Below are 25342 nucleotides of genomic sequence, written 5' to 3'. Positions count from 1 at the left end.
GCGGCGTCGAAGCCGGGGATCATCTGGCCGGCCATGCAGGTGAACTCGATGGGCTCGCCGCGGTCCACGGACGAATCGAACTTCGTGCCGTCATCCAGCGTACCGGTGTAGTGCACCTTGACCTTCTTGCCTTTGTTGCTCATATCGCGAGCTCCTTTCCAAAAGAATGTGCATCCCAGTCTAGCGGAAGGAGCCCGTGCGGGGCCGACGGGGGTGCAAGCTGCTCCAAGTTGTCACAAACGGCGCTTTTCTCGCGCTTGCGGCTGCAAGAGGGGGTATGATGAAACGGCAACTAAAAGGCTTATCTTTGTGCATGTGCTCAAGAAGATCGGAGCCCATGGGCAGGCATGAGGGAAGGAAGTCTCTATGACCTATAAAGCTGGAGTTGTGGGAGCCGCCGGGTTCGCCGGCATTGAATTGGTGCGCCTCCTGGCGCGGCATCCCGAGTTCGAACTGGTGGCCGCCACCTCCGATGCCCTGGCCGGCACCCCCATCGCCCGGGCCTATCCGGCCTTCACCGGCGTGACCGACCTGGCCTTTACCACCCATGAGGAAGCCGATCTGGCCGCCTGCGACGTGGCATTTCTCGCGGTGCCCCACAAGGCCGCCATGGCCGTGGCCGGCGATCTCATCGCCGCCGGCGTCACCGTCATCGATCTGTCGGCCGACTTCCGCCTGAAGGACCCGGCCGTCTACGAGCAGTGGTACGCGCCCCACACCGCCCCCGATCTCCTGGCTACGGCCGCCTTCGGCCTGCCCGAGCTCACCGGCGACGAGCTGGCCGCCGCCGCGGCCCGGCGCGCCGCGGGCGAGGCGGTGCTCGTGGGCTGCGCCGGCTGCTATCCCACGGCCACGTCCCTGGCCGCCGCTCCCGCTATCCGCGCGGGGCTCGTGGACGCCGCGGCCCCTGTGGTGGCCGATGCCGTCTCCGGTGTGACCGGCGCGGGCAAGAAGGCCACCGAGCGCACCCACTTCTGCTTCGCCAACGAGAACATGGAGGCCTATGGCGTGGGCACCCACCGCCATACCCCCGAGATCGAGCAGATCTTGGGGCTTGAGGGACGCCTCGTGTTCACCCCGCATCTGGCCCCCCTGAACCGCGGCCTGCTGTCCACGGTGACGCTGCCGCTGGCCCCGGGCGCCGCTCCCACCACCGAAGAGCTCGTGGCCCTCTACCGCGACTTCTACGCGGCCAGCCCGCTCGTGTCGGTTATGGATGCCGGCGTGCAGCCCCGCACCGCCTCGGTGGCCGGCACCTGCCGCGCCCAGGTGGGCGTGGCCGTGCACCCCGCGGGTCTCATCGTGGCTACGGGCGCCATCGATAACCTGGGCAAGGGTGCCGCCGGCCAGGGCGTGCAGTGCGCCAACATCGTGTTCGGCCTGCCCGAAACTACCGGTTTGGAAGAGATCGCCAACCCCGTCTAAGGAGCGAATCCCATGGCAGAGACCACCTTCACCTATCACCCCGCGGGCAGTGCCGCCAGCGCCCTCGGTTTTGGCGCCATCGGCACCCACGCGGGCTTCCGCCCCGACCCCGAGCGGCTCGACATGGCCCTTGTCGTGGCCGACGAGCCCTGCGCGGCGGCGGCCACCTTCACCACCAACGTGTTCTGCGCCGCCCCGGTGCGCGTGTCCCGCGAGCACCTGGACGAGGGCGGCCCTGGAGCGCCGGCCTACGGCTGCGCCCGGGCCGTGGTCATCAACTCGGGCATCGCCAACGCCGCCACGGGCGAGCGCGGCCTGGAAGCGGCCCGCGAGACCTGCGAGCTGGTGGGCGAGGCCGTGGGCTGCCCGGCCGACGAGGTGCTCGTGGCCTCCACGGGCGTCATCGGCCAGCATCTGCGCCTCGCGCCCTTCGCCACGGGCGTGCCCGCGGCTCTGGCGGCCCTGGCCACGGCCGAGGGGCCCGAAGCGCGCGCGGCCCAGGGTCTTGCAGCGGCTCGGGCCATCATGACCACCGACACCCGCCCCAAGCATGGCGCCGTCACCTTCTCGGGTGATGCCATCGGATATCCGGGCGCCACGTTCACCGTAGGCGGCATGGCCAAGGGGGCCGGCATGATCATGCCGAACATGGCCACCATGATCGCCGTCATCACCACCGATGCGCCCCTCACGCCGCCCGACCTGTCAGCGGCCCTCACCGCCTCGGTGAACCGCAGTTTCAACAAGGTCACCGTGGATTCCGATACCTCCACTAACGACACCTGCTTCGCCCTGGCCTCGGGTGCGGCGGCCCCGAGCGGCCCGACCTTCACCCCGGGCACCTCGGCCTTCGCCGCCTTCCAGGAAGCTCTCGACGAGCTCACGACCACGCTCGCCCGCGCCATGGCCGCCGACGGCGAGGGGGCCACGCGCCTCATCACCGTCACCGTGCGCGGAGCCGCCACAGCCGACGACGCCGACGCGGCCGCCCGCACCGTGGCCAATTCCCCCCTCGTGAAAACGGCCGTGTACGGTCACGATGCCAACTGGGGCCGCGTTGCCGCCGCCCTCGGACGTTCCGGGGCCCGCTTCAACCAGGAGGCCGTGGACATCGATATACTGGGACTGCCCGTGTGCCGTGCCGGGCTCGTGGTGGACTTCGACGAGGAAGAGGCCCTGCGCCGCTTCGAAGACCCCGAGGTCGCCATCGACGTGGACCTGCACGCGGGGGAGGAGTCGGCGGTCATGTGGACTTGCGACTTCTCCCACGACTACGTCACGATCAATGGAGACTACCGCTCATGAAGTACGCCCAGCAAGTTCGCGCCGACGGGCCGTCTACCACGGCTGGCGAAATCCTCTACGAGGCCATGCCCTGGATCAAGCAGGTCACGGGCAAGACCATCGTCATCAAGTACGGCGGCTCGGCCATGGAGAACCCCGAGCTGGCCGCCGAGGTCATGGCCGACATCGTGCTGCTGAAGATCATCGGCATCAACCCGGTGCTCGTCCACGGCGGCGGCAAGGCCATCAACCGCGTGTTCGACCAGTTCGACATCCCCGTGGAATTCGTCGATGGCCAGCGCGTCACCACCGAGGAGGCCATGAATCTCGTGCGCATGGTGCTCACCGGGGAAGTGAACCAGCAGCTCGTGGAGGCCATGAACGCCCACGGCAACATGGGCGTGGGCATCTCCGGCACCGACGCCGGTGTCATCGTGGCCGAGCAGGCCAGTCCCGCCCTTGGGCGCGTGGGGAAGATCACCCGCATCAACACGCCCCTCATCGAGGACTTGGTGGCCGACGACTACATTCCCATCATCGCCTCCATCGCCATCGGCGAGGACGGCGGCTGCTACAACGTGAACGCCGACATCGCCGCCGGCTACATCGCCGCGGCCATCGGCGCCCACAAGATCATCTTCCTCACCGACGTGGACGGCCTCTACGAGAACTACCCCGACCCGGCCTCGCTCATTGCCGAGATGTCGCTCGGGGAGGCCGAGGCCATGATCCGCGGCGACAAGCTGGCCTCGGGCATGATTCCCAAGCTCACGAGCTGTGTGCGCGCCCTGGAATCCGGCGTGAACGGCGCCCATATCATCAACGGCAAGGTGCCCCATGCCCTGCTGCTGGAAATGCTCACCGACTCCGGCATGGGCACCATGGTCACCGGCCTGGCCTCGTCCCAATGCCTGAACTTGTCCCCGGTCGGCAAGTTCGCCGCCAAGCTCATCGAGAACCGTTAGGAGCCTCTTATGACCCTCGCCCGAGAAATGGCCCTGGAATCCGAATACGTCATGGGCACCTTCGCCCGCAAGCCCGTGGAATTCGTGGAGGGCCGCGGCATGACCCTCATCGACGATGCGGGGAAGGAATACCTCGACTTCCTCTCCGGTATCGGCGTGTGCAGCCTCGGCCACTGCCATCCGGCCATCGTGGCCGCCGTGAGCGACCAGGCCGCCCGGCTCATCCACGTGAGCAACTACTACTATATCGAGCACCGCGGAGAAGTGGCCCAGCTGCTGTCGAGCATGCTGAATACCGGGGTGGACACGGCGCACCCTGAAGTGTGGAAGACCTTCTTCGCGAACTCCGGCGCCGAGGCCAACGAATGCGCCATCAAGCTGGCCCGGCTCGTGGCTCGCCGTCGCACCGAGGCCGCGGGGAAGGATGCCGAGCTGGCGCCGCGCCTCATCGTCACCTTGGCCAAGAGCTTCCACGGCCGCACCCTGGCCACCCTGGCTGCCACGGCCCAGCCCGCCAAGCAGGAGGCCTTCCAGCCCCTGCCCGCCGGCTTCACCGCCACGCCCATCAACGACGTGGAGGCCCTGGAGCGCCTGTTCGAAACCCAGGGCGATCGCATCTGCGCTGTCATGATCGAGTGCATCCAGGGCGAGAGCGGCGTGCATCCCTGCACCGAGGAGTTCATCGGCGCCATCCGCCGGCTCACGGCCGAGCACGGGGCGCTCATGATCTGCGACGAGGTTCAAAGCGGCATCTTCCGCACGGGCGTGCCCTTCGGCTTCCAGAACTTCGATGTGCTGCCCGATATCGTCACCATGGCCAAGGGCATCGCCTCCGGCATCGTGGCCGGCGCCTGCGCCGCCCGGGCCTCCCTGGCCGACACCTTCGCCCCGGGCGATCACGGCACCACCTTCGGCGGCTCGAACATCGCCATGGCTGCGGCCCATGTCACGCTCTCCACGCTGCTGGCCCCGGGCACGGCGGCCCGTATCCAGGAGGTGGGCGCCTACATGCGCGAGCAGCTCGCCGGCCTGCCCCACGTGCAGGAGGTGCGCGGCTTCGGGCTCATGAACGGCATCGATCTGACCCACGAGGCCCCGGCCGCCCCCGATATCGTCGCCGCGGGCCTGGAGGCGGGTCTGGTTCTGAACGCCACGGGCCCGGCCACCCTGCGCTTCCTGCCCCCGCTCATCTGCTCCAAGGAAGATGTGGACGTACTCGTCGACAAGCTGGGCGCGCTGCTGTAAAACCTGTACAGTTTGGTATTCTGGAATGCGGCACTGCACAAAAAGCAGGGCCGCATTTCTTTTTGTCTAGGCAAGAGGCCAGGTAAAAGCCATATTTTTTTGTGCAAGTGCACAGCATTCTGCACAATGAATTTGCGCCGTTTCCCCATATTTTTCCTAATTCTAGGTTGACGGCTCAGGAATTGGGGCATAATAGCCGCCAGTTGCACGGCCAGGGGCCACGGGCTCCATAACTCGGATGGTCGCGCACCTATGAGAGGAACAGGTTCATGATGCACGCAGCAGCTCAGAGCGAAACAGCCGCCGGCGCCAGCGCTGCGGCTGTGCTGCGTCCTGCCTCCCTCTCCCTCTTCACCACGGCCGGCGCCGACCGACGCCGACGTAGCCGCAGTCTGCGACGCCGACGCGCGTAACGCAGACGAACTGCGGGGCCTGTGCGCCCCCTCGGTCCGTCATCGTTTCCGGCGGACCGCAAGCGGCCCGTCCGGGTCCGCGAGATTGCCGTGGTGTATCCCTTTGCCATTCCATTCTTGAATCGCGCCTTTGCGAGCCGGGCAGTGCCGTTGCATACCCATCTCACAAGAAAGGCCGATCATGACTAGCAACACCTCCGCTCCGTCCTCCAGCAACGCCCCCTCGTCCCTCCACGATGCCCTGCACATCACGGCTCAACCCGCCCCGGGCGAGAAAGAGCGGGTGGTGCTCGCCTATTCCGGCGGTCTGGACACGTCGGTGTGCATCAAGTGGCTTCAGGAGGAATACGACCTCGACGTCATCGCCGTGGTGGGCGATCTGGGCCAGGAGCACGACGGCCTGGAGGCGGTGAAGGCCAAGGCCCTGGCCACCGGCGCCATCGGCTGCGCGGTCATCGACATGCGGGAGACCTTCGCCAACGAGTACCTGACCTGCGCCCTGGCGGCCAATGCCCTGTACGAGAACAAGTACCCGCTTGTGAGCGCCCTGTCGCGCCCCCTCATTGCCAAGCACCTCGTGGCCGTGGCCCATGCTTTCGGGGCCAAGTACGTGGCCCATGGCTGCACCGGCAAGGGCAACGATCAGGTGCGCTTTGAGTCCTCGGTGCTCATGCTGGATCCCTCCCTGAAGATTCTCTCGCCGGTGCGCGACTGGGATCTGGGCTGCCGGGCTGATGAGATCGCCTGGGCCGCGGCCCACGGCGTGCCGGTGAAGGCCACCGCTGCGGCGCCCTATTCCATCGATGACAACCTGTGGGGGAGGGCCATCGAATGCGGCGTGCTGGAAGACCCCTGGTGCGAGCCGCCCGCCGATATCTACACCATGACCGCCGACCCTGTCAGCGCCCCCGATGCGCCCGCCTACGTGGAAATCACCTTCGAACAGGGCATTCCCTGTGCGCTCGACGGAAAGCCCCTGTCCCTTCTCGACGTCATCTACGCCCTGAACGAGATCGCCGGCGCCCATGGCTTCGGGCGCATCGACATGATCGAGAACCGGCTCGTGGGTGTGAAGAGCCGCGAGTGCTACGAGGTGCCCGGCGCCCTGACACTCATCCAGGCCCACAAGGCCCTGGAGGACCTGTGCCTGGAGCGGGGCGTGCTGCATCAGAAGCTGGCCCTGGAGCAGACCTGGGCGGAACAGGTGTACAACGGCCTGTGGTTCTCGCCGCTCAAGGAGGCCCTCGATGCCTTCCTCGGCCATACCCAGCAGTGCGTGACGGGTACGGTGAAGGTGAAGCTGTACAAGGGCAGCTGCACGGTGGTGGGGCGCAAGAGCCCGTTCTCGCTCTACGACTTCGGCCTGGCCACCTACGACGCCGATGACGCCTTCGATCATCAGGCCGCCAAGGGCTTCATCGATATCCACGGCCTGTCCTGCAAGGTATGGGCCGAGAATCGGCTCGCCAACGACGCCCGCATGCCCGCCTTCGCCGACGTGGACGCCACCAACGCCGCCTGTCGGGCCGTGGTGGACGAGGCCGAAGATATTCTGCACGGCGCGGGGAAGGTGTGTGCGTAATGGCGCTCTGGTCGGGAAGATTCACCGAAGGCGCCGATGCCTTCACCCAGCAGTTCGGGGCGTCGCTGCCCGTGGATGAGAAGCTGTACGCCCAGGACATCGCCGGGTCGGTGGCCCACGGGCAGATGCTCGCGGCCCAGGGCATCATCAGCGCCGAGGACGCGGCGGCCATCACTGAGGGCCTGGCTGCCATCAAGGCCGATATCGAATCCGGCGCCGTCGCCTTCGACGTGCAGCAGAGCGAGGATATCCACATGGCCATCGAGTCGGAGCTCACGGCGCGCATCGGCGATGCCGGGGCGCGGCTGCACACGGGGCGGTCCCGCAACGACCAGGTGGTCACCGACACGCGGCTCTACGCCAAGGAGCGGGTGGGCGACCTCATGGCCGCGAACCTGGCCCTGCGCGAGGCTTTGGTGGAAGCGGCCGAGAAGCACTTCGATGTGATCCTGCCCGGCTATACCCACCTCCAGCACGCCCAGCCGGTGCTGCTGCCCCATCATGTGCTCGCCTACGCTTGGATGCTTGCCCGCGACTTCGAGCGCCTGGCCGCAGCGCGGAAGGCGGCCGACGCGAGCCCGCTTGGCGCGGCGGCTTTAGCGGGCACCACCTATCCCCTCGACCGCTTCGCCACCACCGCGGCCCTCGGCTTCGCCCACCCCATTCCCAACTCGCTCGATGCCGTGTCCGACCGCGATTTCCTGCTCGATCTCATCTACGCCTGCAGCGTGTCGTGCCTGCATCTGTCGCGCCTCTGCGAGGAGCTCATTCTGTGGTCCACGAGCGAGTTCGGGTTCATCACCCTGGCCGACAGCTACGCCACGGGCTCCTCCATCATGCCCCAGAAGAAGAACCCCGATTTCGCCGAGCTCATCCGCGGCAAGTCGGGCCGGGTGGTAGGCGACCTCATGGCCCTCATGATGACGTTGAAATCGCTGCCCTTGGCCTACAACAAGGACCTCCAGGAGGACAAGGAGGGCGCCATGGACGCCGCCGACACCCTGGAGGACTGCTACCGGTGCGCCGCCGGCATGGTGGCCACCATGACCGTGCGCCCCGAGGCCATGATGGTCCAGGCCCAGAAGGGCTACCTGGCCGCCACCGATGTGGCCGACTACCTGGCGAAGAAGGGCGTGCCCTTCCGTCGGGCCCACGAGGTGGTGGGGCACCTGGTGCTTCTGTGCGACCAGCGCGGCTGCGACTTGGAAGATCTCACGCTGGAGGACTTCAAGGCCGAAAGCGACCTGTTCGAGGCCGACATCGCCGGCTGCCTGAACCTGGAGGCCATCGTGGCCGCCCGTACCACCTACGGCGGCACGGCCCCCGACGCGGTGCGGGTGCAGCTGGAAGAGGTCAAACAGGGCCTTGCCGCCGATAGGGCGCGTCTGTAGAGGCCCGTGCGGCGTTGGCCTGCGCGCCAAGGCTCGCTCTCTCTTGTTGCCGATATCGCGGCCCGGCTCCGGTCGGGCGCGTATCTTTCGGGCCCGCATCGCCTCTTGTGCCAAGGCGGTGCGGGCTCCTTGCGTCAGGGGCGCTTCCGCCGATGCTCCTTTTGCATTGGCCATGCCGATCGCGCATGAAGGAGAGGCGATCGGCGCGGCGGCGGCTCCCATGGGGTATGATGGCCCTCAGCATAAGGAGCCGAGAACGGGCGCGCCGGCCCCGCGCGAGCGGGATTGCCACGCCCCAACGAAGGAGAACCCCATGGAGCAGCGACGCATCATCGAAGTGAAGCAGAACATCCTGGCCGCCAACGACGAGGCCGCCGACGCCTTCCGCGCGGCCCGGGCCGCCGAGGGCACGTTCTTCGTGGATGTCATGGCCTCCCCGGGCGCCGGCAAGACCACCATCCTGCTGGCCATCATCGCCGAGCTGCGCCGCCGGGGCGTGGAAGACCTCGCCGTCATCGAGGCCGATCTCGAGTCCGACGTGGATGCCCTCAAGATCAAGGAGGCCGGCGTGGCCTCGGTGGAGCTGAACACCCGCGGCGTGTGCCACGTGGAGATGGGCATGGTGGAGCGCGCCTTCGCCGCCTTCGGCGAGACCCCTTGCGACTACCTGTTCCTGGAGAACATCGGCAACCTCGTGTGCCCGGCCGACTTCGACACCGGGGCCCACACCCGCGTCATGCTGCTCTCCGTCCCCGAGGGCTGGGACAAGGTCATGAAGTACCCGCCTATGTTCGCCGCCGTGGACGCCCTCATCGTCACCAAGTGCGACTACCTGCCCCTGAACGAGGACTTCGACATGGAGCGCCTCACCGAGCACGCCCGCCTGCTGAACCCGGCCCTCGACATCTTCGTCACCTCCGCCCGCACCGGCGAGGGCATTCCCGCGTTGGTGGACTGGCTCCAGGCCCAGCGCGCCGAGAAGGTGCGGGCCTAGCTGCGCGTCGCTGTGCGGTGCACGAGCAGCAGAAGCTCGCTGTGAGTGTGCACGTCCAATTTCAGATAGATATTGCGCATGTGGGTCTTGGCCGTTGAGGTGCTCACGACGAGGGTCTCGGCAATGGCCGAGGCCGTCATGCCCTCGGCGAGCAGCCGCAGGATCTCGCCCTCCCGTCGGGTGAGGCGATAGTCCCGGGCGAGGGCATCGCAGATGACGGCCAGCTCCCCGTTCTCGACCGAGGGGGCGCCGCCCGGGGAATTAGTCTCTTCGGGCGCCCTGTCCGCTCCGCCGGCCGATCGCCCCTCGCGGCTCAGGGCGTTGTCGTCGAGCACCACGCCGGCGACGCTGCTCGTCGCCAGCACGAGGATGAACACGATGACGAATAGAGCGTATAGCGTATTGTCCAGCTCGCTCGACACCGAGGTGGAGAGCATCTTCCCGAAGGTGTACAGGGCGAAGGCGGCGCACCAGGTGCACAGGGGCGACCGCTTGGCGGGAACGAGGTAGGGCGTGAGCATGGCCAGGAACAGCACCATCTTCTGGCATACGTTCAAGGGAATGACGTAAAGGAACACCCATTGCTCGTGCAGGAGGCTCGTCAGGTAGAGGGCGATGCCGAGCGGGGGCAGTATCAGCAGGTTGTACAGGTCGATCTTTCGGCGCCCCCAGAAGTAGGCGATGAGGAGCAAAAGGGCCGCCCCTGCCGCAGCCGTGCCCGCCGCGGCCCCCAGCTGGATGGCCAGGGAGACCGAGTCGCCATCTTGGGAGGGCAGCCAGGCATAGTGGATATGGCCGAACACGAAGGGATAGCCGACGAGCGGGGCGAGGAAGAGCAGCACGGCGCTGCGCTGAGTGCCGGCGCCTGTGCCCGAGGGCCAGAGGGAAGTGTCGAAGGCGCCTGCGGGCCCGGCGGCGCCCAAAGGGGCCGGGTCGGCGTCGAAAGAGGCGCGCTTGTCCTTGAACCAGTAGAGGCAGGCGGCCGAAAGCAGGGGCACGAGGGCGATGAGCATGAGCACGGCGTTCTGTTTGAAGAGCCCCGACAGGCCATTGAACAGGCCCAAGAACAGCAGCGAGAGGGCGACGAGCACCGCGAAGGCGCGGCCGGGAAGCACGGTGAGCACTTCGGCCCAGCACAGCAGCAAATACAGCTCCCCGATGCGCTGGATAGTGCGGAGGAGCAGCCACACTGCGGGGGAGAGCGGGACGGCGGCTCCGGAGAGCAGGAAGATGGTCAGAGTCAGCGCACCGGCTATGGAAAACCCCGTCCACGGGTGACGGTGCAGACGGAAGAACGGACGCTGGTGGTAGACCAGAGCGATTCCGACCAAGGCCCCCAGGGAGATTAACGCGGGTATGATGGCCGTGATCTCGCCGGCCTCCACGTTGCGCAGCGACGACATCCGGTGGATCTCGTAGGTGTAGAGCGCCAGGGCCAGGCCGATGGATGCGATGGAGGTGCCCGGCACCGATGCGGAAAGCTCGTTCACGAGTTGTCTCACCGGTACCGCGCGCACGAGCATCCCCTCTCCGTTGCCACTGCCTGTCCCGCAATTGTATCGGATGGGAGGATTCATGTCTGGGGACAGTCCGGGCATAACCCCAGGTCATTGAAAATATCATACTCGGGTATGAGGATATTTCGCCGCCCCTTCCCCCTCTCTCCCTCTCAATTTCAGCCGCGCGGCGGATGTGCCCGGTGTTCCGGTTCCCTAAGGTGGGGACTGTGTTTCGCTTCGAGGCAACCATCCAAGAGAGAGGAGAGGGAATGCGAAGGAAACTGAACACCACCCGGCGCGGCTTCATGAAGCTCTCGGCCGTCGTCGCGGGCGCGGCGGCGCTCGCGGGGCCTGCGCTGAAGGCGGGGAGCGCTTTGGCGGATACCGGCGAGGGAGCCCCCATGGGCGAGGTGAAGCGCGTGCGCACCGCCTGCCGCGGCTGCGGCAAGATGGAATGCGGCGTGTGGGTGACCGTGCGCGACGGCCGGGCCATCAAGATCGAGGGCGACGAGTCGGCCTATCAGTCCAACGGCAACTGCTGCACGAAATCCCAGGCGTCCATCCAGGCCGCCTATCACCCCGACCGGCTGCTCTACCCTCTGAAGCGCACCAACCCCAAGGGCGATGACCCCGGCTGGGTGCGCATCAGTTGGGACGAGGCCATCAAGACGGCCCATCAGAAGTTCACCGAGATTCAGGAGCGCTACGGCGGCGAATCCATCATGACTATGACGGGCACGTCTCGTTTCTGGGGCATGGGCGCCGGGCGCCTCGGGGGCCTTTACGGCTCCGTCAACGGTCACGGCGCCGCCCAGATCTGCAAGGGCATCCGCCGCGATGCCGGCTCGCTCACCATTGAGAACGGCATCTTCTTCAACGAGACCGTGGGCTTCCCGAAGGTCTACGTCCAGTGGGGCACTTCCCCGTCGCTTTCCAACTACGACGACACGTGCCGCACCATCTCCGAGACCATTGCCCGCTGCGAGACCTACATCCTCATCGACCCCCGCATCAACAACGAGGGCCACGAGGCCGACATCCATCTGGCCCTGCGCCCCGGCACCGACGGGGCCATGGCGCTCGGCTGGACCCACCTGGTCATGAAGAACGGCTGGGAGGATCACGAGTTCTGCACCCGCTGGTCCAACGGCCCCTTCCTGTACTGCGAGGAGCTGGACATCAACGACCAGCCCTTCCATACCGGCAAGTTCACCAAGGGCAACGGCCTCGATGTGAAGACGCGCCTTTTGCGCGAGTGCGATCTGGTGGAGGGCGGCTCGGTGTCCCGCTTCATGGTGTGGGACAGCCTCAATAACTGCCTGACCTACTTCGATGCCGATGAGTCTGTCGGCCTGTGGGAAGGGGAGCGGGAACACCACCGTCCCACTACCTTCACCGACTACGTGCGCCCCTCCGGCGACATACGCGGCGACGGCAGCGACGGCGATGTGTCCGGCCGCATTCCCGATCCGGTGCAGTTCGAGATCGACCGCGAGCCGGAGCTGTGGTACGAGGGCGAGGTGACCCTGAAGGACGGTCGCACCGTGAAGGTGAAGTCCGTCTGGCAGAAGTACTGGGACGACGTGGTCTCCAAGTACACCCCCGAGTACACCGCCGAGATCTGCGATGTGGATCCGGCTCTCATCGAGGCGGCTGTGGAGGCCTGGGCCGGCCAGCGCTTCGACCCCCGCTTCGCCAACGGCGGCCTGCACTACCAGCTGGCCCCCGAGCAGTGCGGCAACTCTCTCCAGAACTTCCGCGCCCTCGGCATCCTGTCGGCCATGGTGGGGGCCTACGACGCCCCGGCGGGCAACCGGGGCATGACCCGCGTGCCGGTGGATGCCGGCGGTGTGGCTGTGCCGGCGAACAACGAGCGCCCCAAAGAGAAGCCCCTCGAGTTCGTGGAGGTGTTCGACAAGAAGGCCAACATCGCCTGCGCCGAGGAGTTCCCCCTGACCCGCTGGACGGCCCGCACCGACGCCAAGAGCTGCTGGGTGGCCGCCCTGGAGGGCAAGCCCTATCCCATTCGCGGCTGCATCGCCGTCACGGGCGACTTCATGAACCAGTCCAACGCCACCTACGCCTGGGAGGCCCTGAAGTCCATGGACTTCTTCGTGGACATGGATCTGTGGCACCATCCCATGACCGAGATGGCCGACATCAAGCTGCCGGCCCAGCATTGGCTGGAAATCCCCGGCTTCGCCCGCATCTCCCAGGGCGCCCACGGGGCCTACGGCGCCAACGTGAACTGCATCGCCCCTCCCGGTGAGGCGATGTTCGAAGTGGAGGCGGCGGCTCTGTGGTACAAGGAGGCCGGCAAGCCCCTCTACAACCCCGAAACGGGCGACGCCTGGGGCCCGGTCACGCGCTACATGGACTACTGCGTGAAGGGCACCGGCATGACCGGCGAGGAGTTTCTCGAGAAGTTCGCCGAGCAGGGCTGGTTCCGTGCCAAGGATGATTATCCGGAGGTATGGGGCACCTACAAGCGGTATCTCACCGGCGAGCTGCGCCAGGTGGACGGCATGCAGTACGTGGAAGGCGACCATATGCCCGGCATGCCCGTGCCCTGCATGAAGATGGAGATCTGGTCTACCATCATGGAGACCTACCTGAGTCCGGAGACCCGGGGCCTGCCGGAGCGCCTCAAGGACTACGCGCCCTCGGAGATCTGCTTCCCCGAGTACAAGGAGCCGCCGCTCTCGCCGGTGAGCACTCCCGAGCTCATGGAGGAATACCCGTTCAATATGACGACGGGCCGCCGCAATCCGGTGTACTTCCATTCCGAGCATCGCCAGCTGCCCTGGTGCCGCGAGCAGTGGCCGGCGCCGCGCATGGAGATCAATCCCGCCGACGCCGACGCCCTCGGCATCAGCCAGGGCGACTGGGTATGGATCGAATCGAAGGACGGCAAGGTGCGCCAGGTGGCCGATTTGTACCATGGCATCAAACCGGGCATCATCAACACCGAGCATAACTGGTGGCTGCCGGAGCTGTCCGCCCCCACCCACGGCTGGGATCTGGTCAGCATCAACGCGCTGGTGGATAAAGAGGCCCAAGACCCCTTCACCGGCTCGTCCCAGCTGCGCGCCTATCCCGTGAAAGTGTACAAGGCCACGCCGGAGAACTCGCCCTTCGGGAACCCCTGCCCGTGCGATACGGACGGAACGCCCTGCATCTGCGACGCCTCCGATCCGCGCCTGCGCGAGTGGCTACCGACCTACGAGGGGAGGGAGTAGGCTATGACCCGGTACGCCATCATCACCGACTTGAACAAGTGCGTCGGCTGCCTGTCCTGCTCAGTGGCCTGCAAGGCTGTGAACAACGTGCCCATCGGCAATTTCTGGAACAAGGTGCTGAGAATCGGCCCGAACCCCGCCTACGAGGGGGCGACCGTGCCCGATGTGGAAATGTACTTCCTTCCCGTGACCTGCCAGCATTGCCAGAACCCCGCCTGCGTATCCGTGTGCCCCACCGGCGCCTCCCACGTGCTCGCCGACGGCACCGTGCAGATCGACAAGAGCAAGTGCATCGGCTGCCAGTTCTGCGCCATGGCCTGCCCCTACGGCGTGCGCTACCTCAACGAGGAGGAGCGCGTCGTGGAGAAGTGCACGCTCTGCGAGCAGCAGACTGCCCAGGGCGAGCTGCCCCAGTGCGTGGCCCAGTGCGGTGCCCGCGCCCGCTTCTTCGGCGATCTGGAGGCTGGCTACGAATCGTTTGTGGCGCCGGGCCGCGTGCTCGAGTACGAGGCCACCTACGACGACGTGCACAATGCTCGCGTGTCCATGTTGGAGTGTGTCCGCGATTTCGACGAGAGTCAGGTCTATCACCTGCCCCAAGTCGGCAACGGCCCGTCGTGCGCCTATATCCTGCGCGATATGACGTGGCAGGGAGAGGAGTAAGTATGGAACTGCAATGGCCCCTGATTCTGTTCACCACGTTTGTGGCGTGGTCGGCCGGGCTCTTCGGCACTCAGGGCGTGGCGGCGCTGGCCGGTGAGGGCCGACGGGCCCAGATGCCCGCGCTCATCGCCTCGGCGGTCAACGTCGTACTGACGGGGGCTTACCTCTTCGCCATGGAGGCGGCCGGCGCTTCCTACACCGAGGTCGGCTACTACTTCGACCCCACCCGCCCCACCCACGGCATGGGGGATATGGCCGCGCTCTCGCCCCTTGCCCTGGCGGGCCCGTCTGCCCTCGCGAACGGGCCTCTGTGCTTTTTCCCGAGAGGATGTGCCGAACTCGTGGCCGTACTTCCGCGATGCTAAAATGGCGATCACCTATAACGATGGAGGTATTTCGTGGGTTCACGTGCAATGAAGCGCCGCAACGGCACTCGGACGAAGAACAAGAAGGCGCCGATCCTCGGTATCATATCGGTAATCGTGCTGGCCATCGCCGCTGCCGTATTCGGGGTGTACACCCTGTGCAACTCCTGGCTGGAGGACCTTCCCGACTACCAGAACGCCGATGCCTACAACTCGGCCCAGCCCACCTACGTCTACGCATCCGACGGCACCACCCTGCTCGCCGAGTTCCAGCTGGAGAACCGTGATCCCGTCACGCTGGACCAGGTCAGCGAGTATGTGCTCAAGGGCACGGTAGCCACCGAGGACGAGCGCTTCTACAGCCACGCCGGCGTTGACTATCTCGGTGTGGCCCGCGCCCTCGTGAACAACCTCATGGGCGGCGCGTTGGAGGGCGCCTCCACCATCACGCAGCAGTTCGTGCGCAACACCATCCTGTCCGATGAGATGCGCGACATCTCCTTCAAGCGCAAGATCCGCGAGATGTACATCTCCCAGAAGCTCGAGGAGCAGTACGCCAAAGACGAGATCCTCCTCATGTATCTGAACACCATCAACTACGGTTCCGGCGCCTACGGCATCGAGGCCGCTGCCGAGCGCTACTTCTCCAAGGATGCGAAGGATCTCACGCTGAACGAGGCGGCCACGCTCGTGGGCATTCCCCAGTCGCCCACCTACAATAACCCCATCGACTATCCCGAGAACTGTCTGAAGCGCCGCAACACGGTGCTCGACCGCATGGTGTCCAACAACGTCATCACGGCCGAGGAGGCCGAGGCGGTGAAGGCCGAGCCCATCGAGCTGAACCCCTCGGAGCCCTCCATGACCGGCATCGTGGCCTATCCCTACTTCACGAGCTACGTGCGTAACCAGCTCACCGATCCCAACGGGAAGTACGCCTATTCCACGTCCGAGTTGTTCAAGGGCGGCTTGAAGGTCACCACTACCCTCGATATCTCGGTGCAGGAGGCCGCCGATGCCGCCGCCGCTGAGAAGGAGGAAGAGGCCGGCGAGCCCTTCGAGGTGGCCATGGCCGTCGTCGATCCCAATAACGGCTACATCGACGCTCTGGTGGGCGGCCACGACTACGAGAGCTCCCAGGTCAACATGGCCACGGGCGAGGGCGGCTCGGGCCGCCAGGCCGGCTCGTCCTTCAAGCTGTTCACGCTGCTCGCGGCCCTCAACGAGGGCATCGACCCCGATACGCTCATCGATGCCGGCTACAAGGTGGAGCTCGAGGGTGGCCAGCCGGTGCACAACGTCAACAAGGCCGACTTCGGCACCCGCACCATCAAGAGCGCCTTCGGCGTCTCCTCCAACACCGCCTTCATCCGCCTGCTCCTCTCGGTCGGCGTCGACAAGGTCATCGAAATGGCGAAGTCCATGGGCATCACCTCCGATATGCCCGCCGTGGCCGGCCTCACCCTCGGCATCGGCTCGGTCACGCCCCTGGAGATGGCCGATGCCTACGCTACGGTGGCCAACGGCGGCGTCCACTACGATCCCGAGTGCATCGTGAAGATCGAGGATCGCAACGGCAACATCATCGTGGACAACACCGATCCCACCGGCGAGCGCGTCTTCTCCAAGGAAGTGGCCCGCGCCGCCATCGACTGCATGGAAGTGGTTATCGACAACGGCACCGGCAAGGCGGCCCGTCCCTCCAACGGCCAGGAGGCCGGCGGCAAGACCGGCACCACCGACGATGAGAAGGACAGCTGGTTCTGCGGCATCACGCCCCAGTACGCCGTGGCCATCTGGCTCGGCGACCGCAGCGACTACACCGAGGCCGAGTCCACCCACACCACGGCGGCCAGCGTGTTCGGCGATTTCATCGACCGCGTCATCTCCTCCGACCAGACCGAGAAGTTCTTCACGGCCGACAAGCCCCAGTACAAGAAAGATTACCGCGACGAGGAGAATCATATCGGCGGCTACTACAGCAAGGAAAAGGACAAGGATAAGGACGAGGGCGAGGAGAAGGAGGAGGAAACCGAGGAGCCGACCGACGAGGCCCCGGAGGGCGAGGGGGACAATGCCGTCGAGCCCACGCCGACGCCCGATCCTACCCCCACGCCGACTCCCGAGCCCACGCCGACGCCCACGCCCGACCCCGAGCCCACGCCGACGCCCGACCCCGAGCCCACGCCCGATCCAACCCCGCCGCCCGACACCGGTGGCGATGGCAGCGGCGCGACCGGCTAGGAGCCTCGGCCGTCCTTGGAATTGTTGCGATCCCGTGACGGTGCGGTTCGCGGCTGTCCCGCGACTGCTATGATGGATGATGGAATCTGAGAGGGCGCTGCCGACATCGGCGGCGCCCTTTGCGAAACGAGATGGCGCCCGCGGGTGCCCGATGGGAGTGGAACCCATGAACCGAAAGACAATCGCACGCATGGCGGCCGCTCTGGCCGGAGTGATCTTGGCCGGCGGTCTCTTGGCCGGCTGCATGTCGCCGAACACCGGCGCCACCGACCAGCAGCAGGCCAACCGCACCTACATGACCCAGGTGAATCGGGTTATGGAAGATCTGAACGGCCGCTTGGCCGGCTTCGACGAGGCCGTGGCCCAGGGCAATCCCGTAAATATGCGCGCCAAGGCCGATGATGCCTTCGCGGTCATCGACGATCTGGCGGCCATCGAGACCCCCGATGCCATGAAGGATCTCCAGAAGGGCTACGTTGACGGGTGCACCGCCCTCAAGGACGCGCTCAACGGCTATGTCGATCTCTACACGGAAATCGACAGCGCCACCGAGGAGCATCCCTTCGACTTCAGCACCTACGATGACCGCATCAAGGCGGTGCAAGACAAGTACAACGAGGGTGTCAATGCCCTGAAGGCCGCCGATGAAGAGGCATTGAAGCTCAACGAGGACTAGTCTGTTCCGCTTGCCCTTGCGGGTCAAGCGGAACGGGCCGATGCTGCGGCTCCGACAGGCACCTGCCTCTGCACCTCTGCGCTTTCCCTCACAGCCGAAGGCTGCTCGGCCGCGCATCGGCGCAGATCCAGGCACCTGTCGGAGCCTCGCTGACTTCCTTGGGCGAACTTCTGAGGTAAGTAAAGAAGGAGAAGAGCGTGGAAAGAAGAGAAGTTGAACTGCTCGCCCCCGCTGGCAACGAAGCGGCGCTGCACGCGGCCGTGGCGGCTGGGGCCGATGCGGTGTACCTGGGGCTCGAGGCCTTCAATGCGCGCCGTGGTGCCGACAACTTCACCATCGATACGCTGCGGGAGGCCTGCGCCTATGCGCACCTGCGCGGCGTTTCGGTCTATGTGACCATGAACACGGTGATCCTGCCGGGTGAGGCGGATGCGGCGCTGGAATGCGTGCGCCAGGCCTACCGCGCCGGCGCCGATGGCTTCATCGTGCAGGACATCGGCCTGGCCGCCGAGATCACCCGCACGCTGCCCGAGGCGTCGCTGCACCTGTCCACCCAGATGAACACCCATAACCTGGCCGGTGTACGGGCGGCGGCCCGCCTGGGCGCCGAGCGCATCACCCTGGCTCGCGAGCTCTCGCTGCCCGAGGTGGCGCTGCTGTGCGCCGCCGCGGCCGAGGAGGGCATCGAGGTGGAGGTCTTCGCCCACGGGGCGCTCTGCGTGTGCTACTCCGGCCAGTGCTTCATGTCCTCCATGATCGGCGGTCGCTCGGCCAATCGCGGCATGTGCGCCCAGGCCTGCCGCCTGCCCTACGAGCTGAAGAACGGCGCGCTGCAGAAGAGCCTGCCCTCCCCGGGCGATCATCTGCTCTCGCCCCAGGACCTCTGCACGGTGGACATGGTGCCCCAGCTGGTGGAGGCTGGCGTGGCCTCCCTCAAGATCGAGGGCCGCATGAAGTCCCCCGAGTACGTGGCCGCCGTGGTGGCCGTCTACCGCAAGGCCCTCGATAGCGCCCTGGCCGCCCGGGCGGCCGAAGATGCCGCCGAGGATGCGGTCGAAGCCTCCGTGCCCACGGCGCCGGTCACCGACGACGACCGCACGCGCCTGACCGAGGCCTTCTCCCGCGGCTTCACCACGGCCTATCTGGAAGGCGAGCGCGGCAACGCCATCATGAGCTACCAGCGCCCCAACAACCGCGGCCTGTTCCTCGGTCGCGTGGACGAGGTACGCGAGGGGGCGGCCTTCCTCAATGCTTCCCAGATCCTGGCCGAGGGCGACGTGCTGGAATTCTGGACCCGCAAGGGCAACGCCGTGGCCACCCTGGGCCCCGTGCGCACTGATCGGAAGGGTCGCTACCACATTCCCCTCGACAACAAGACGCGCACGGTGAAGGCCGGCGACCGCGTCTTCCGCGTGCGCAGCGCCGAGGCCGCCTTCGTCGACGACGCTCGCGAGCCGCGCGTGCCCATCGTGGGCGAGGCCACGCTCCATGTGGGCGAGCCCCTGACCGTGAAGTTCCGTCCCGCCACCGTGGCCGACCTGCGGGAAGTCGGCTTCATCGACGATGACTCCCTCATCGAGGCCCTCGACAGCGCTACGGCCGACGGTCTGGCCACCACAGCGGCTATCGCCCGCCGTCTCTCGGCGCTTCCCGAAGCTCCCGTGGGCAGTGCCGAGGGCGCGCCGGTGGAAACGGCCCGCACCCGCCCCGTCTCCTTCGACGACGTGGCGGCCCACATCGATCGTCTGGGCAACACCCCCTTCCAGTTGGTGCGCCTCACGGTGGACATGGACGATGGGGTCGGCATTGGCTTTTCGGCCCTCCACGGCGTGCGGGCCCAGGCCCTCGATGATCTCGCTGCGGCCCTGAACGCCCCCTGGGCCGATCGCCGTCTGCCCCGGGTGGCCGATCGCGAGCCCTCGCCCGCGGCCCATCCGTCCGGCTGTCGCATCGCCGTCACCGTGACCAACCCCGCCTGTGCCCGCGCCGCCAAGCGCGCCGGAGCGCACCTCATCTACGTGCCGGCCCTCAACTACCGCCGGGGCGAGGCGGTCATCGCCGGCCAGAAGAACGCTGCCGCCGAGCAGGCCGGCTATCCCAAGGGCTGCATCCCCATCATGCCCGTGGTCGATCACGAGGCCGTCGGTCTGTCCCGCGAGGCCGCCGTGGCCTACGACGTGTGGAAGTACGCCGATGGAGGCAAGCCGCTCATGGCCGAGAGCCTCGCCTCCCTGGAGCGGGCCAACGAGGAGGGGGCGCTCATCAGCGTCGGCGCCCACGTGCCCGTCACCAACGAGCTGGCCCTGCGCACGGTGCGCGAGATGTACGGGGCCGAGCGCGTGTGGCTCTCGCCCGAACTCACCCTGCGCCAGATCGAGGACCTCGCCCACGATGCCCCGCTGGAGCTGGGCGTGCTGCTCATCGGCGCCCAGGAGCTCATGGTCACCGAGCACTGCATGCTCATGAGCCAGGGCCCCTGCAACGAGGACTGCGATGTCTGCCCGCGCCGCAAGAGCCCCCACTTCCTCAAAGATCGCAAGGGCTTCGAGTTCCCCGTCATCACCGACGCCATGGGCCGCAGCCATCTGTACAACGCCGTGGAACTGGACGTGGCCTCGTCCATGCCCGAGCTCATGGCCGCCGGCATCTCCGCCTTCATGGTGGACGCCACCCTCATGAACGCCGAGGAAACCGCCCACGCCGTCGGCCGCGCCATCCGGGCCCTGCACGTGGCCCAAAACGACGGCAACGCCATCGCGAAAATGCCCAACACCACCTCGGGTCACCTCTACCGCGGCGTTTCCTAGCCGCTCCTTACCGTGCCACGCCAGCGGCCCGGGGTCCCCGCCCCGGGCCGCTTTATTTCCCCTTGTGCTAGAATGCCTACACTTATATAGGTACACAGAGACTGAAAAGCGGGTGCTTCATGCTTACTCCTGAGGAACAACTGCACATCATCAAGTCCGGTACGGCGAACATCGTTCCCGAGGCCGCGCTTCTGGAGAAACTCAAGCGTGGCGTGCCCCTGAACATCAAGCTCGGCGTGGATCCCACGGCCCCCGACATTCACATCGGCCACGCCGTGCCCCTGCGCAAGCTGCGCCAGTTCCAGGATCTGGGTCACCAGGTCACCCTCATCATCGGCGACGGCACCGCGCTCATCGGCGACCCGTCCGGCCGCAATTCCACGCGCCCGCAGCTCTCCCGCGACCAGATCAAGGAGAACGCCCAGACCTACGTGGATCAGGCCTTCAAGATCCTCGATCCCGAGAAGACCGTCCTGCGCTATAACTCCGAGTGGATCCTCGACCTGAACATGGAGTCCCTGCTCAAGCTGCTGGCGAACTTCACCGTGGCCCGCATCCTCGAGCGCGACGACTTCCACAACCGCTACACGTCCGGTCAGTCCATCAGCCTGCACGAGTTCCTCTACCCGGTCATGCAGGCCTACGACTCCGTGGTCATCAAGGCCGATGTGGAGCTGGGCGGCACCGATCAGCTGTTCAACCTGCTGGCCGGCCGCGAGCTCATGGAGAAGATGGGCATGGAGCCCCAGGTCTGCCTCACCCTGCCGCTGCTGGAGGGCACCGATGGCGTGAAGAAGATGTCGAAGAGCTACGGCAACTACATCGGGCTCACCGACGAGCCGGCCGACATGTTCGGCAAGGTCATGTCCATCCCCGACGAGCTCATGGTGAAGTACTACCGCCTGGCCTCCACCGAGTCCGTCGATGAGATCGACGCCATTGAGGCGGGACTGGCGGCCGATGAGCTGCACCCCAACAAGGTGAAGCGTGCCCTGGCTCGCAACATCGTGGCCGCCTACCACGGCAATCTCGCGGCGGAAGAGGCCGAGGCCGCCTTCGACCTCGTGTTCAAGCAGCATGCTGTCCCCGAGGACATCGCCGAGTTCGTCGCCGACCTGACCCCCAATGACGAGGGCCTCGTCTACGTGGCGCGCCTCATTCACCAGGCGGGGCTCGCCGGCAGCGTGAGCGAGGCCCGCAACCTCATCGACGGCGGCGGCGTGAAGGTCAACGGCGAGGCTTTGGCCCCCAAGGTCTACAACGTGGAGCCGACCCTGCTGGAAGGCGCCGTCATCCAGGTGGGCAAGCGCAAGTTCGTCCGCCTCGTGTAGGAGTTCTCGCGCCGGCAGCGGACGTTCCGAAAAGTTTTTCAAATTTCTTGCAAGGATTCGCAATGCTGAATCGTGTTACTTGCAGAGACGGAAGAGAACTCAAGGAGGAATTTGCATCATGAAGAAGTCTACATTCGCTATTGTCGTCGCGCTCGTTGTGGCCCTGTGCGTGCCGGCGGTGGCGTTCGCTGCGCTCTCCCCGAGCCCTGCGGCTGAGCCGATTGCCCCGGCCCAGGCCACCAAGCCGGCCGTCCAGCCCAAGGCGAATCCGGCTCCCGAGGCCCCGGCCGAGGCTGAGAAGGCCGCTCCGGCGGACGAGGATTCCGAGCCTGAGGCGCAGCCTGCTCCCGAGGGCCAGGATGCCTCCCGCGCCTATGGCTATCACCATCCCGAGAATCACGCCGGCGTCTGCGGCGGCTACGCCGATGCCGATGGCGATGGCCTGTGCGACAACTGCGGTGCCACCGGGGGCGCCTGCCCCAACTACATCGATGCTGACGGCAACGGTGTCTGCGACAACTACGGCGATTGCCCTCGCGGTGCCAACGCCTGTCCCGGCTATGCCGACGCTGACGACGACGGCATCTGCGACAACTGCACGGGCAACGGCGCGAACTGCCCCGGCTACGTCGATGCCGATAACGATGGTGTCTGTGATAACTACGGTAGTGGTGCCGGTAACGGTAATGGCGCTGGCAACGGCAACGGCAACGGCGGCGGTCGTGGCTACGTGGACGACAACGATAATGGCGTCTGTGACAACTACGAGAACGGCACCGGCGGTCGCGGTCACCATGGCGGCGGTCAGGGTCGCGGTCACGGATGCATGCGCTAGGTTGCCCCTGATCGGTGCGGCCCGCTGACGACATAGAGCAAACCATGACGCGCCACGGCGATACCGTCTGGCGCGTCTGTCTGAATGCCTTGCGCCGCCCTGCCGATGCGGAAGACGCCTTCCAGGATGCGTTTCTGAAGTACGCCCTCGCTGACGAAAAGGCCTTTTCCGACGAGGAGCATCGCAAGGCATGGCTCATCCGCGTCGCCACCAATACCTGTCGCGATATGCAGCGACGGGCCGCGTGGGATGCGCCTTCGCTGGAGGCGGAGGACTGCGCTGCCGATGTTCCCGTGTCCCATGACCCCGCTGTCCAGCCCGATTCCCGTATCGCCGAGGTGCTCGATGCCATGAACAACCTTGACGATCCGCCCCGCACCCCCGTCTACCTCGCCCTTTACGAGGGCTATACGGCCCTTGAGATCGCCACCATGATGGATGCCCCGGTGAACACCGTCTACAGCTGGATCGCCCGCGGCAAGAAGACGCTGAAGGAGGCTCTGCAATGACCGATATCGAACAGCGCCTGCGCGAAGCCTACGACTCCCAGCATCTTCCCGCCCCCGTGCGCGCCCGCACCCTCGCCGCCATCGAAGAGGCCCGTGCGCGCCAGGAGAGTGGCGGCCCGGTTGCTTTTTCTCGGCCGTGTGCCAATCTTTCCTCGGCGGCCGAACCGACGGAGACGGCGGCCCCGGCCCCGCTCTCCGCTCCTTTCCCGGCTGAGACGGGGGCTCCGGTTCGGGGAGCCGCAACGTCTGCGTCTCTGCGTCCCCGGCGCCGTCCGCGCGCTCGTTTCGTGACAGCGCTGGCAGCGTGCCTGCTGCTCGTCTTGGCAGCCTTCGGCGCCTACGGGGTTTATCAAACGCCTTCGGCCTATGTGGATATCGACGTGAACCCGGCCATCGAGCTGACCGTCAACCCCTTCGGCATGGTCATCGGCGCCGACGCTCTCAACGACGACGGTCGCACGGTGCTCGATGCGGTGCCCGTGCTGCACCGCTCTTATAAGGATGCGATCGATGCCCTCATGGCCAGCGAGGTTTTCATCTCCTATGCTGACGCCGATGCCTTCATCGATATCAATGTCGTGTCAGAGAACGACCGCTTGGGCTCAGATCTTGTGGCCCAGAGCGATGCCGCCATGGCCTCTATGCCCTGCGAGCACGCCTGCCAGCGCACCGATGCCGACACGCGCGCCGCCGCGGCCGAGGCGGGCCTGTGCGTCGGTCGCTACCAAGCGGCCCAGGAGCTTATGGAGCTCGATCCCTCCTATACGCTCGAGGACTGTGCCTCCATGTCCATGCGCCAGCTGCGCGATCACATCGATGCCTGCCACAGTGAAGGCGAGGGAGATGAGGCCTCCAGCACTTCCTCTGGAAGCGGCTCGCATCAGGGCCGTGGTGGCGGCCACGGCGGTCACGGCCGCCACGGAAATTAGTTTTTCCAAAAAAGTCAAAATTCCCCCTTGCGCGATTCGCCGGACGGTGTATCATATGCAACCCGCGCTCGAGGAAGGCGCGGCCGCCGGGCCCCAGGGCCGCGGGCGGGGGACGGCCCCGAAAGAATTTTGAAAAAAGTTCTTGACAAGACCGGAGCCGACCTGTAAAGTACTTCCTTGCGCCGCTCGCGAGAGACGGCGGCGGGCGAGGCCCGCGGAACCTTGACAACCGGATACTGAGGATGGAGTGCCCGAGAGAGATCTCGGGCGTCAGACGGACATTCGAAGCGATAAGCTTTAACTTTGATCCCCGTCGGGGCATCCGCCCCGCGGAGAGTTTTCAAACAGAATCACACTCACATGATCTGTCGCGCCGCGATCCCGCGGCGCGGTTTGAACGGAGAGTTTGATCCTGGCTCAGGATGAACGCTGGCGGCGTGCTTAACACATGCAAGTCGAACGATTAAGACGGCTTCGGCCGTGTATAGAGTGGCGAACGGGTGAGTAACACGTGACCAACCTGCCCCGCGCTCCGGGACAACCGCTGGAAACGGCGGCTAATACCGGATACTCCGGGAGGGCCCCATGGCCCTGCCGGGAAAGCCTTAACGGCGCGGGATGGGGTCGCGGCCCATTAGGTAGACGGCGGGGTAACGGCCCACCGTGCCCGCGATGGGTAGCCGGACTGAGAGGTCGACCGGCCACATTGGGACTGAGATACGGCCCAGACTCCTACGGGAGGCAGCAGTGGGGAATTTTGCGCAATGGGGGAAACCCTGACGCAGCAACGCCGCGTGCGGGACGAAGGCCCTCGGGTTGTAAACCGCTTTCAGCAGGGAAGACAAAAGACGGTACCTGCAGAAGAAGCTCCGGCTAACTACGTGCCAGCAGCCGCGGTAATACGTAGGGGGCGAGCGTTATCCGGATTCATTGGGCGTAAAGCGCG

19 protein-coding genes and 1 rRNA gene are annotated in these 25342 nt (G+C 66.1%); 18 read left to right on the top strand and 2 right to left on the bottom strand.

Annotated features, from left to right (window positions below):
* The coding region (locus tag ACTOXK_RS10690; RefSeq protein ID WP_482279930.1) for an FKBP-type peptidyl-prolyl cis-trans isomerase at positions 1-143 on the bottom strand (143 nt) is incomplete at its 3' end.
* A 223-nt stretch (positions 144-366) separates the two neighbouring features.
* Here ACTOXK_RS10690 and argC point away from each other — a divergent pair.
* The 7 genes from argC (at position 367) to hypB (ending at position 9299) form a co-directional block, all read left to right on the top strand.
* A complete protein-coding gene (gene argC / locus ACTOXK_RS10685) occupies positions 367-1425 on the top strand; it encodes an N-acetyl-gamma-glutamyl-phosphate reductase (RefSeq protein WP_482278393.1) in 1059 nt (352 codons plus the stop codon).
* A gap of 12 nt (positions 1426-1437) precedes the next feature.
* Positions 1438-2730, top strand: coding sequence for a bifunctional glutamate N-acetyltransferase/amino-acid acetyltransferase ArgJ (gene argJ / locus ACTOXK_RS10680; RefSeq protein WP_482278392.1), 1293 nt, complete (start codon positions 1438-1440; stop codon positions 2728-2730).
* On the top strand, positions 2727-3674 hold the full coding sequence (argB, locus tag ACTOXK_RS10675) for an acetylglutamate kinase (RefSeq protein WP_482278391.1): 948 nt from the start codon (positions 2727-2729) through the stop codon (positions 3672-3674). Before argJ ends, argB begins: the two co-directional genes overlap by 4 nt.
* A gap of 9 nt (positions 3675-3683) precedes the next feature.
* Positions 3684-4919, top strand: coding sequence for an aminotransferase class III-fold pyridoxal phosphate-dependent enzyme (locus ACTOXK_RS10670; RefSeq protein WP_482278390.1), 1236 nt, complete (start codon positions 3684-3686; stop codon positions 4917-4919).
* 594 nt (positions 4920-5513) lie between these two features.
* On the top strand, positions 5514-6914 hold the full coding sequence (locus ACTOXK_RS10665; protein WP_482278389.1) for an argininosuccinate synthase: 1401 nt from the start codon (positions 5514-5516) through the stop codon (positions 6912-6914).
* Positions 6914-8305: an argininosuccinate lyase gene (gene argH, locus ACTOXK_RS10660; RefSeq protein WP_482278388.1), complete on the top strand. Its 1392-nt coding sequence runs from the start codon at positions 6914-6916 to the stop codon at positions 8303-8305. The genes ACTOXK_RS10665 and argH overlap by 1 nt, the downstream gene beginning before the upstream one ends.
* A 313-nt stretch (positions 8306-8618) precedes the next feature.
* Complete coding sequence (gene hypB, locus ACTOXK_RS10655; protein WP_482278387.1) at positions 8619-9299, top strand: hydrogenase nickel incorporation protein HypB; 681 nt, start codon at positions 8619-8621, stop codon at positions 9297-9299.
* Here the strand turns inward: hypB and ACTOXK_RS10650 are convergent.
* Positions 9296-10822 carry a response regulator transcription factor gene (locus ACTOXK_RS10650; protein ID WP_482278386.1) on the bottom strand — a complete coding sequence of 509 codons (1527 nt, stop codon included), beginning with the start codon at positions 10820-10822 and terminating at the stop codon, positions 9296-9298. The two genes, hypB and ACTOXK_RS10650, sit on opposite strands and share 4 nt — an antisense overlap.
* A gap of 245 nt (positions 10823-11067) precedes the next feature.
* Here ACTOXK_RS10650 and ACTOXK_RS10645 point away from each other — a divergent pair, with 245 nt between their 5' ends.
* From ACTOXK_RS10645 to ACTOXK_RS10595, 11 genes are all read left to right on the top strand, one after another.
* Complete coding sequence (locus tag ACTOXK_RS10645; protein WP_482278385.1) at positions 11068-14037, top strand: molybdopterin-containing oxidoreductase family protein; 2970 nt, start codon at positions 11068-11070, stop codon at positions 14035-14037.
* Positions 14038-14040: 3 nt separating this feature from the next.
* A complete protein-coding gene (locus tag ACTOXK_RS10640) occupies positions 14041-14700 on the top strand; it encodes a 4Fe-4S dicluster domain-containing protein (RefSeq protein ID WP_482278384.1) in 660 nt (219 codons plus the stop codon).
* 2 nt (positions 14701-14702) lie between these two features.
* Entirely contained in the window at positions 14703-15065 is a 363-nt protein-coding gene (locus ACTOXK_RS10635) for a hypothetical protein (RefSeq protein WP_482278383.1), read from the top strand.
* A gap of 33 nt (positions 15066-15098) precedes the next feature.
* Entirely contained in the window at positions 15099-17309 is a 2211-nt protein-coding gene (locus ACTOXK_RS10630) for a transglycosylase domain-containing protein (protein WP_482278382.1), read from the top strand.
* Between the two features lie 166 nt (positions 17310-17475).
* Positions 17476-17985 (top strand): hypothetical protein, encoded by a 510-nt coding sequence (locus tag ACTOXK_RS10625; protein ID WP_482278381.1) that lies wholly within the window; start codon positions 17476-17478, stop codon positions 17983-17985.
* A 197-nt stretch (positions 17986-18182) separates the two neighbouring features.
* Positions 18183-20792: a U32 family peptidase gene (locus tag ACTOXK_RS10620; protein WP_482278380.1), complete on the top strand. Its 2610-nt coding sequence runs from the start codon at positions 18183-18185 to the stop codon at positions 20790-20792.
* Between the two features lie 119 nt (positions 20793-20911).
* The gene (tyrS, locus tag ACTOXK_RS10615) at positions 20912-22123 is read left to right on the top strand and encodes a tyrosine--tRNA ligase (protein WP_482278379.1); all 1212 of its coding nucleotides are present in this window, start codon (positions 20912-20914) and stop codon (positions 22121-22123) included.
* A 118-nt stretch (positions 22124-22241) separates the two neighbouring features.
* On the top strand, positions 22242-22958 hold the full coding sequence (locus ACTOXK_RS10610; protein ID WP_482278378.1) for a hypothetical protein: 717 nt from the start codon (positions 22242-22244) through the stop codon (positions 22956-22958).
* Between the two features lie 14 nt (positions 22959-22972).
* A complete protein-coding gene (locus ACTOXK_RS10605) occupies positions 22973-23467 on the top strand; it encodes an RNA polymerase sigma factor (protein WP_482278377.1) in 495 nt (164 codons plus the stop codon).
* On the top strand, positions 23464-24396 hold the full coding sequence (locus ACTOXK_RS10600) for an anti-sigma-I factor RsgI family protein (RefSeq protein WP_482278376.1): 933 nt from the start codon (positions 23464-23466) through the stop codon (positions 24394-24396). Before ACTOXK_RS10605 ends, ACTOXK_RS10600 begins: the two co-directional genes overlap by 4 nt.
* A gap of 394 nt (positions 24397-24790) precedes the next feature.
* Positions 24791-25342, top strand: a 16S ribosomal RNA gene (locus ACTOXK_RS10595); the annotation flags it as partial.

It is taken from the genome of Adlercreutzia sp. (assembly GCF_056795635.1).
Note: the sequence above shows the minus strand (reverse complement) of the source record. Positions and strands in the feature narration are given on the sequence as shown.

Coding starts and splice junctions, on each gene's coding strand:
- argC (WP_482278393.1), top strand. CDS start 367: ATGACCTATAAAGCTGGAGTTGTGGGAGCCGCCGGGTTCGCCGGCATT.
- argJ (WP_482278392.1), top strand. CDS start 1,438: ATGGCAGAGACCACCTTCACCTATCACCCCGCGGGCAGTGCCGCCAGC.
- argB (WP_482278391.1), top strand. CDS start 2,727: ATGAAGTACGCCCAGCAAGTTCGCGCCGACGGGCCGTCTACCACGGCT.
- ACTOXK_RS10670 (WP_482278390.1), top strand. CDS start 3,684: ATGACCCTCGCCCGAGAAATGGCCCTGGAATCCGAATACGTCATGGGC.
- ACTOXK_RS10665 (WP_482278389.1), top strand. CDS start 5,514: ATGACTAGCAACACCTCCGCTCCGTCCTCCAGCAACGCCCCCTCGTCC.
- argH (WP_482278388.1), top strand. CDS start 6,914: ATGGCGCTCTGGTCGGGAAGATTCACCGAAGGCGCCGATGCCTTCACC.
- hypB (WP_482278387.1), top strand. CDS start 8,619: ATGGAGCAGCGACGCATCATCGAAGTGAAGCAGAACATCCTGGCCGCC.
- ACTOXK_RS10650 (WP_482278386.1), bottom strand. CDS start 10,822: ATGCTCGTGCGCGCGGTACCGGTGAGACAACTCGTGAACGAGCTTTCC.
- ACTOXK_RS10645 (WP_482278385.1), top strand. CDS start 11,068: ATGCGAAGGAAACTGAACACCACCCGGCGCGGCTTCATGAAGCTCTCG.
- ACTOXK_RS10640 (WP_482278384.1), top strand. CDS start 14,041: ATGACCCGGTACGCCATCATCACCGACTTGAACAAGTGCGTCGGCTGC.
- ACTOXK_RS10635 (WP_482278383.1), top strand. CDS start 14,703: ATGGAACTGCAATGGCCCCTGATTCTGTTCACCACGTTTGTGGCGTGG.
- ACTOXK_RS10625 (WP_482278381.1), top strand. CDS start 17,476: ATGAACCGAAAGACAATCGCACGCATGGCGGCCGCTCTGGCCGGAGTG.
- tyrS (WP_482278379.1), top strand. CDS start 20,912: ATGCTTACTCCTGAGGAACAACTGCACATCATCAAGTCCGGTACGGCG.
- ACTOXK_RS10610 (WP_482278378.1), top strand. CDS start 22,242: ATGAAGAAGTCTACATTCGCTATTGTCGTCGCGCTCGTTGTGGCCCTG.
- ACTOXK_RS10600 (WP_482278376.1), top strand. CDS start 23,464: ATGACCGATATCGAACAGCGCCTGCGCGAAGCCTACGACTCCCAGCAT.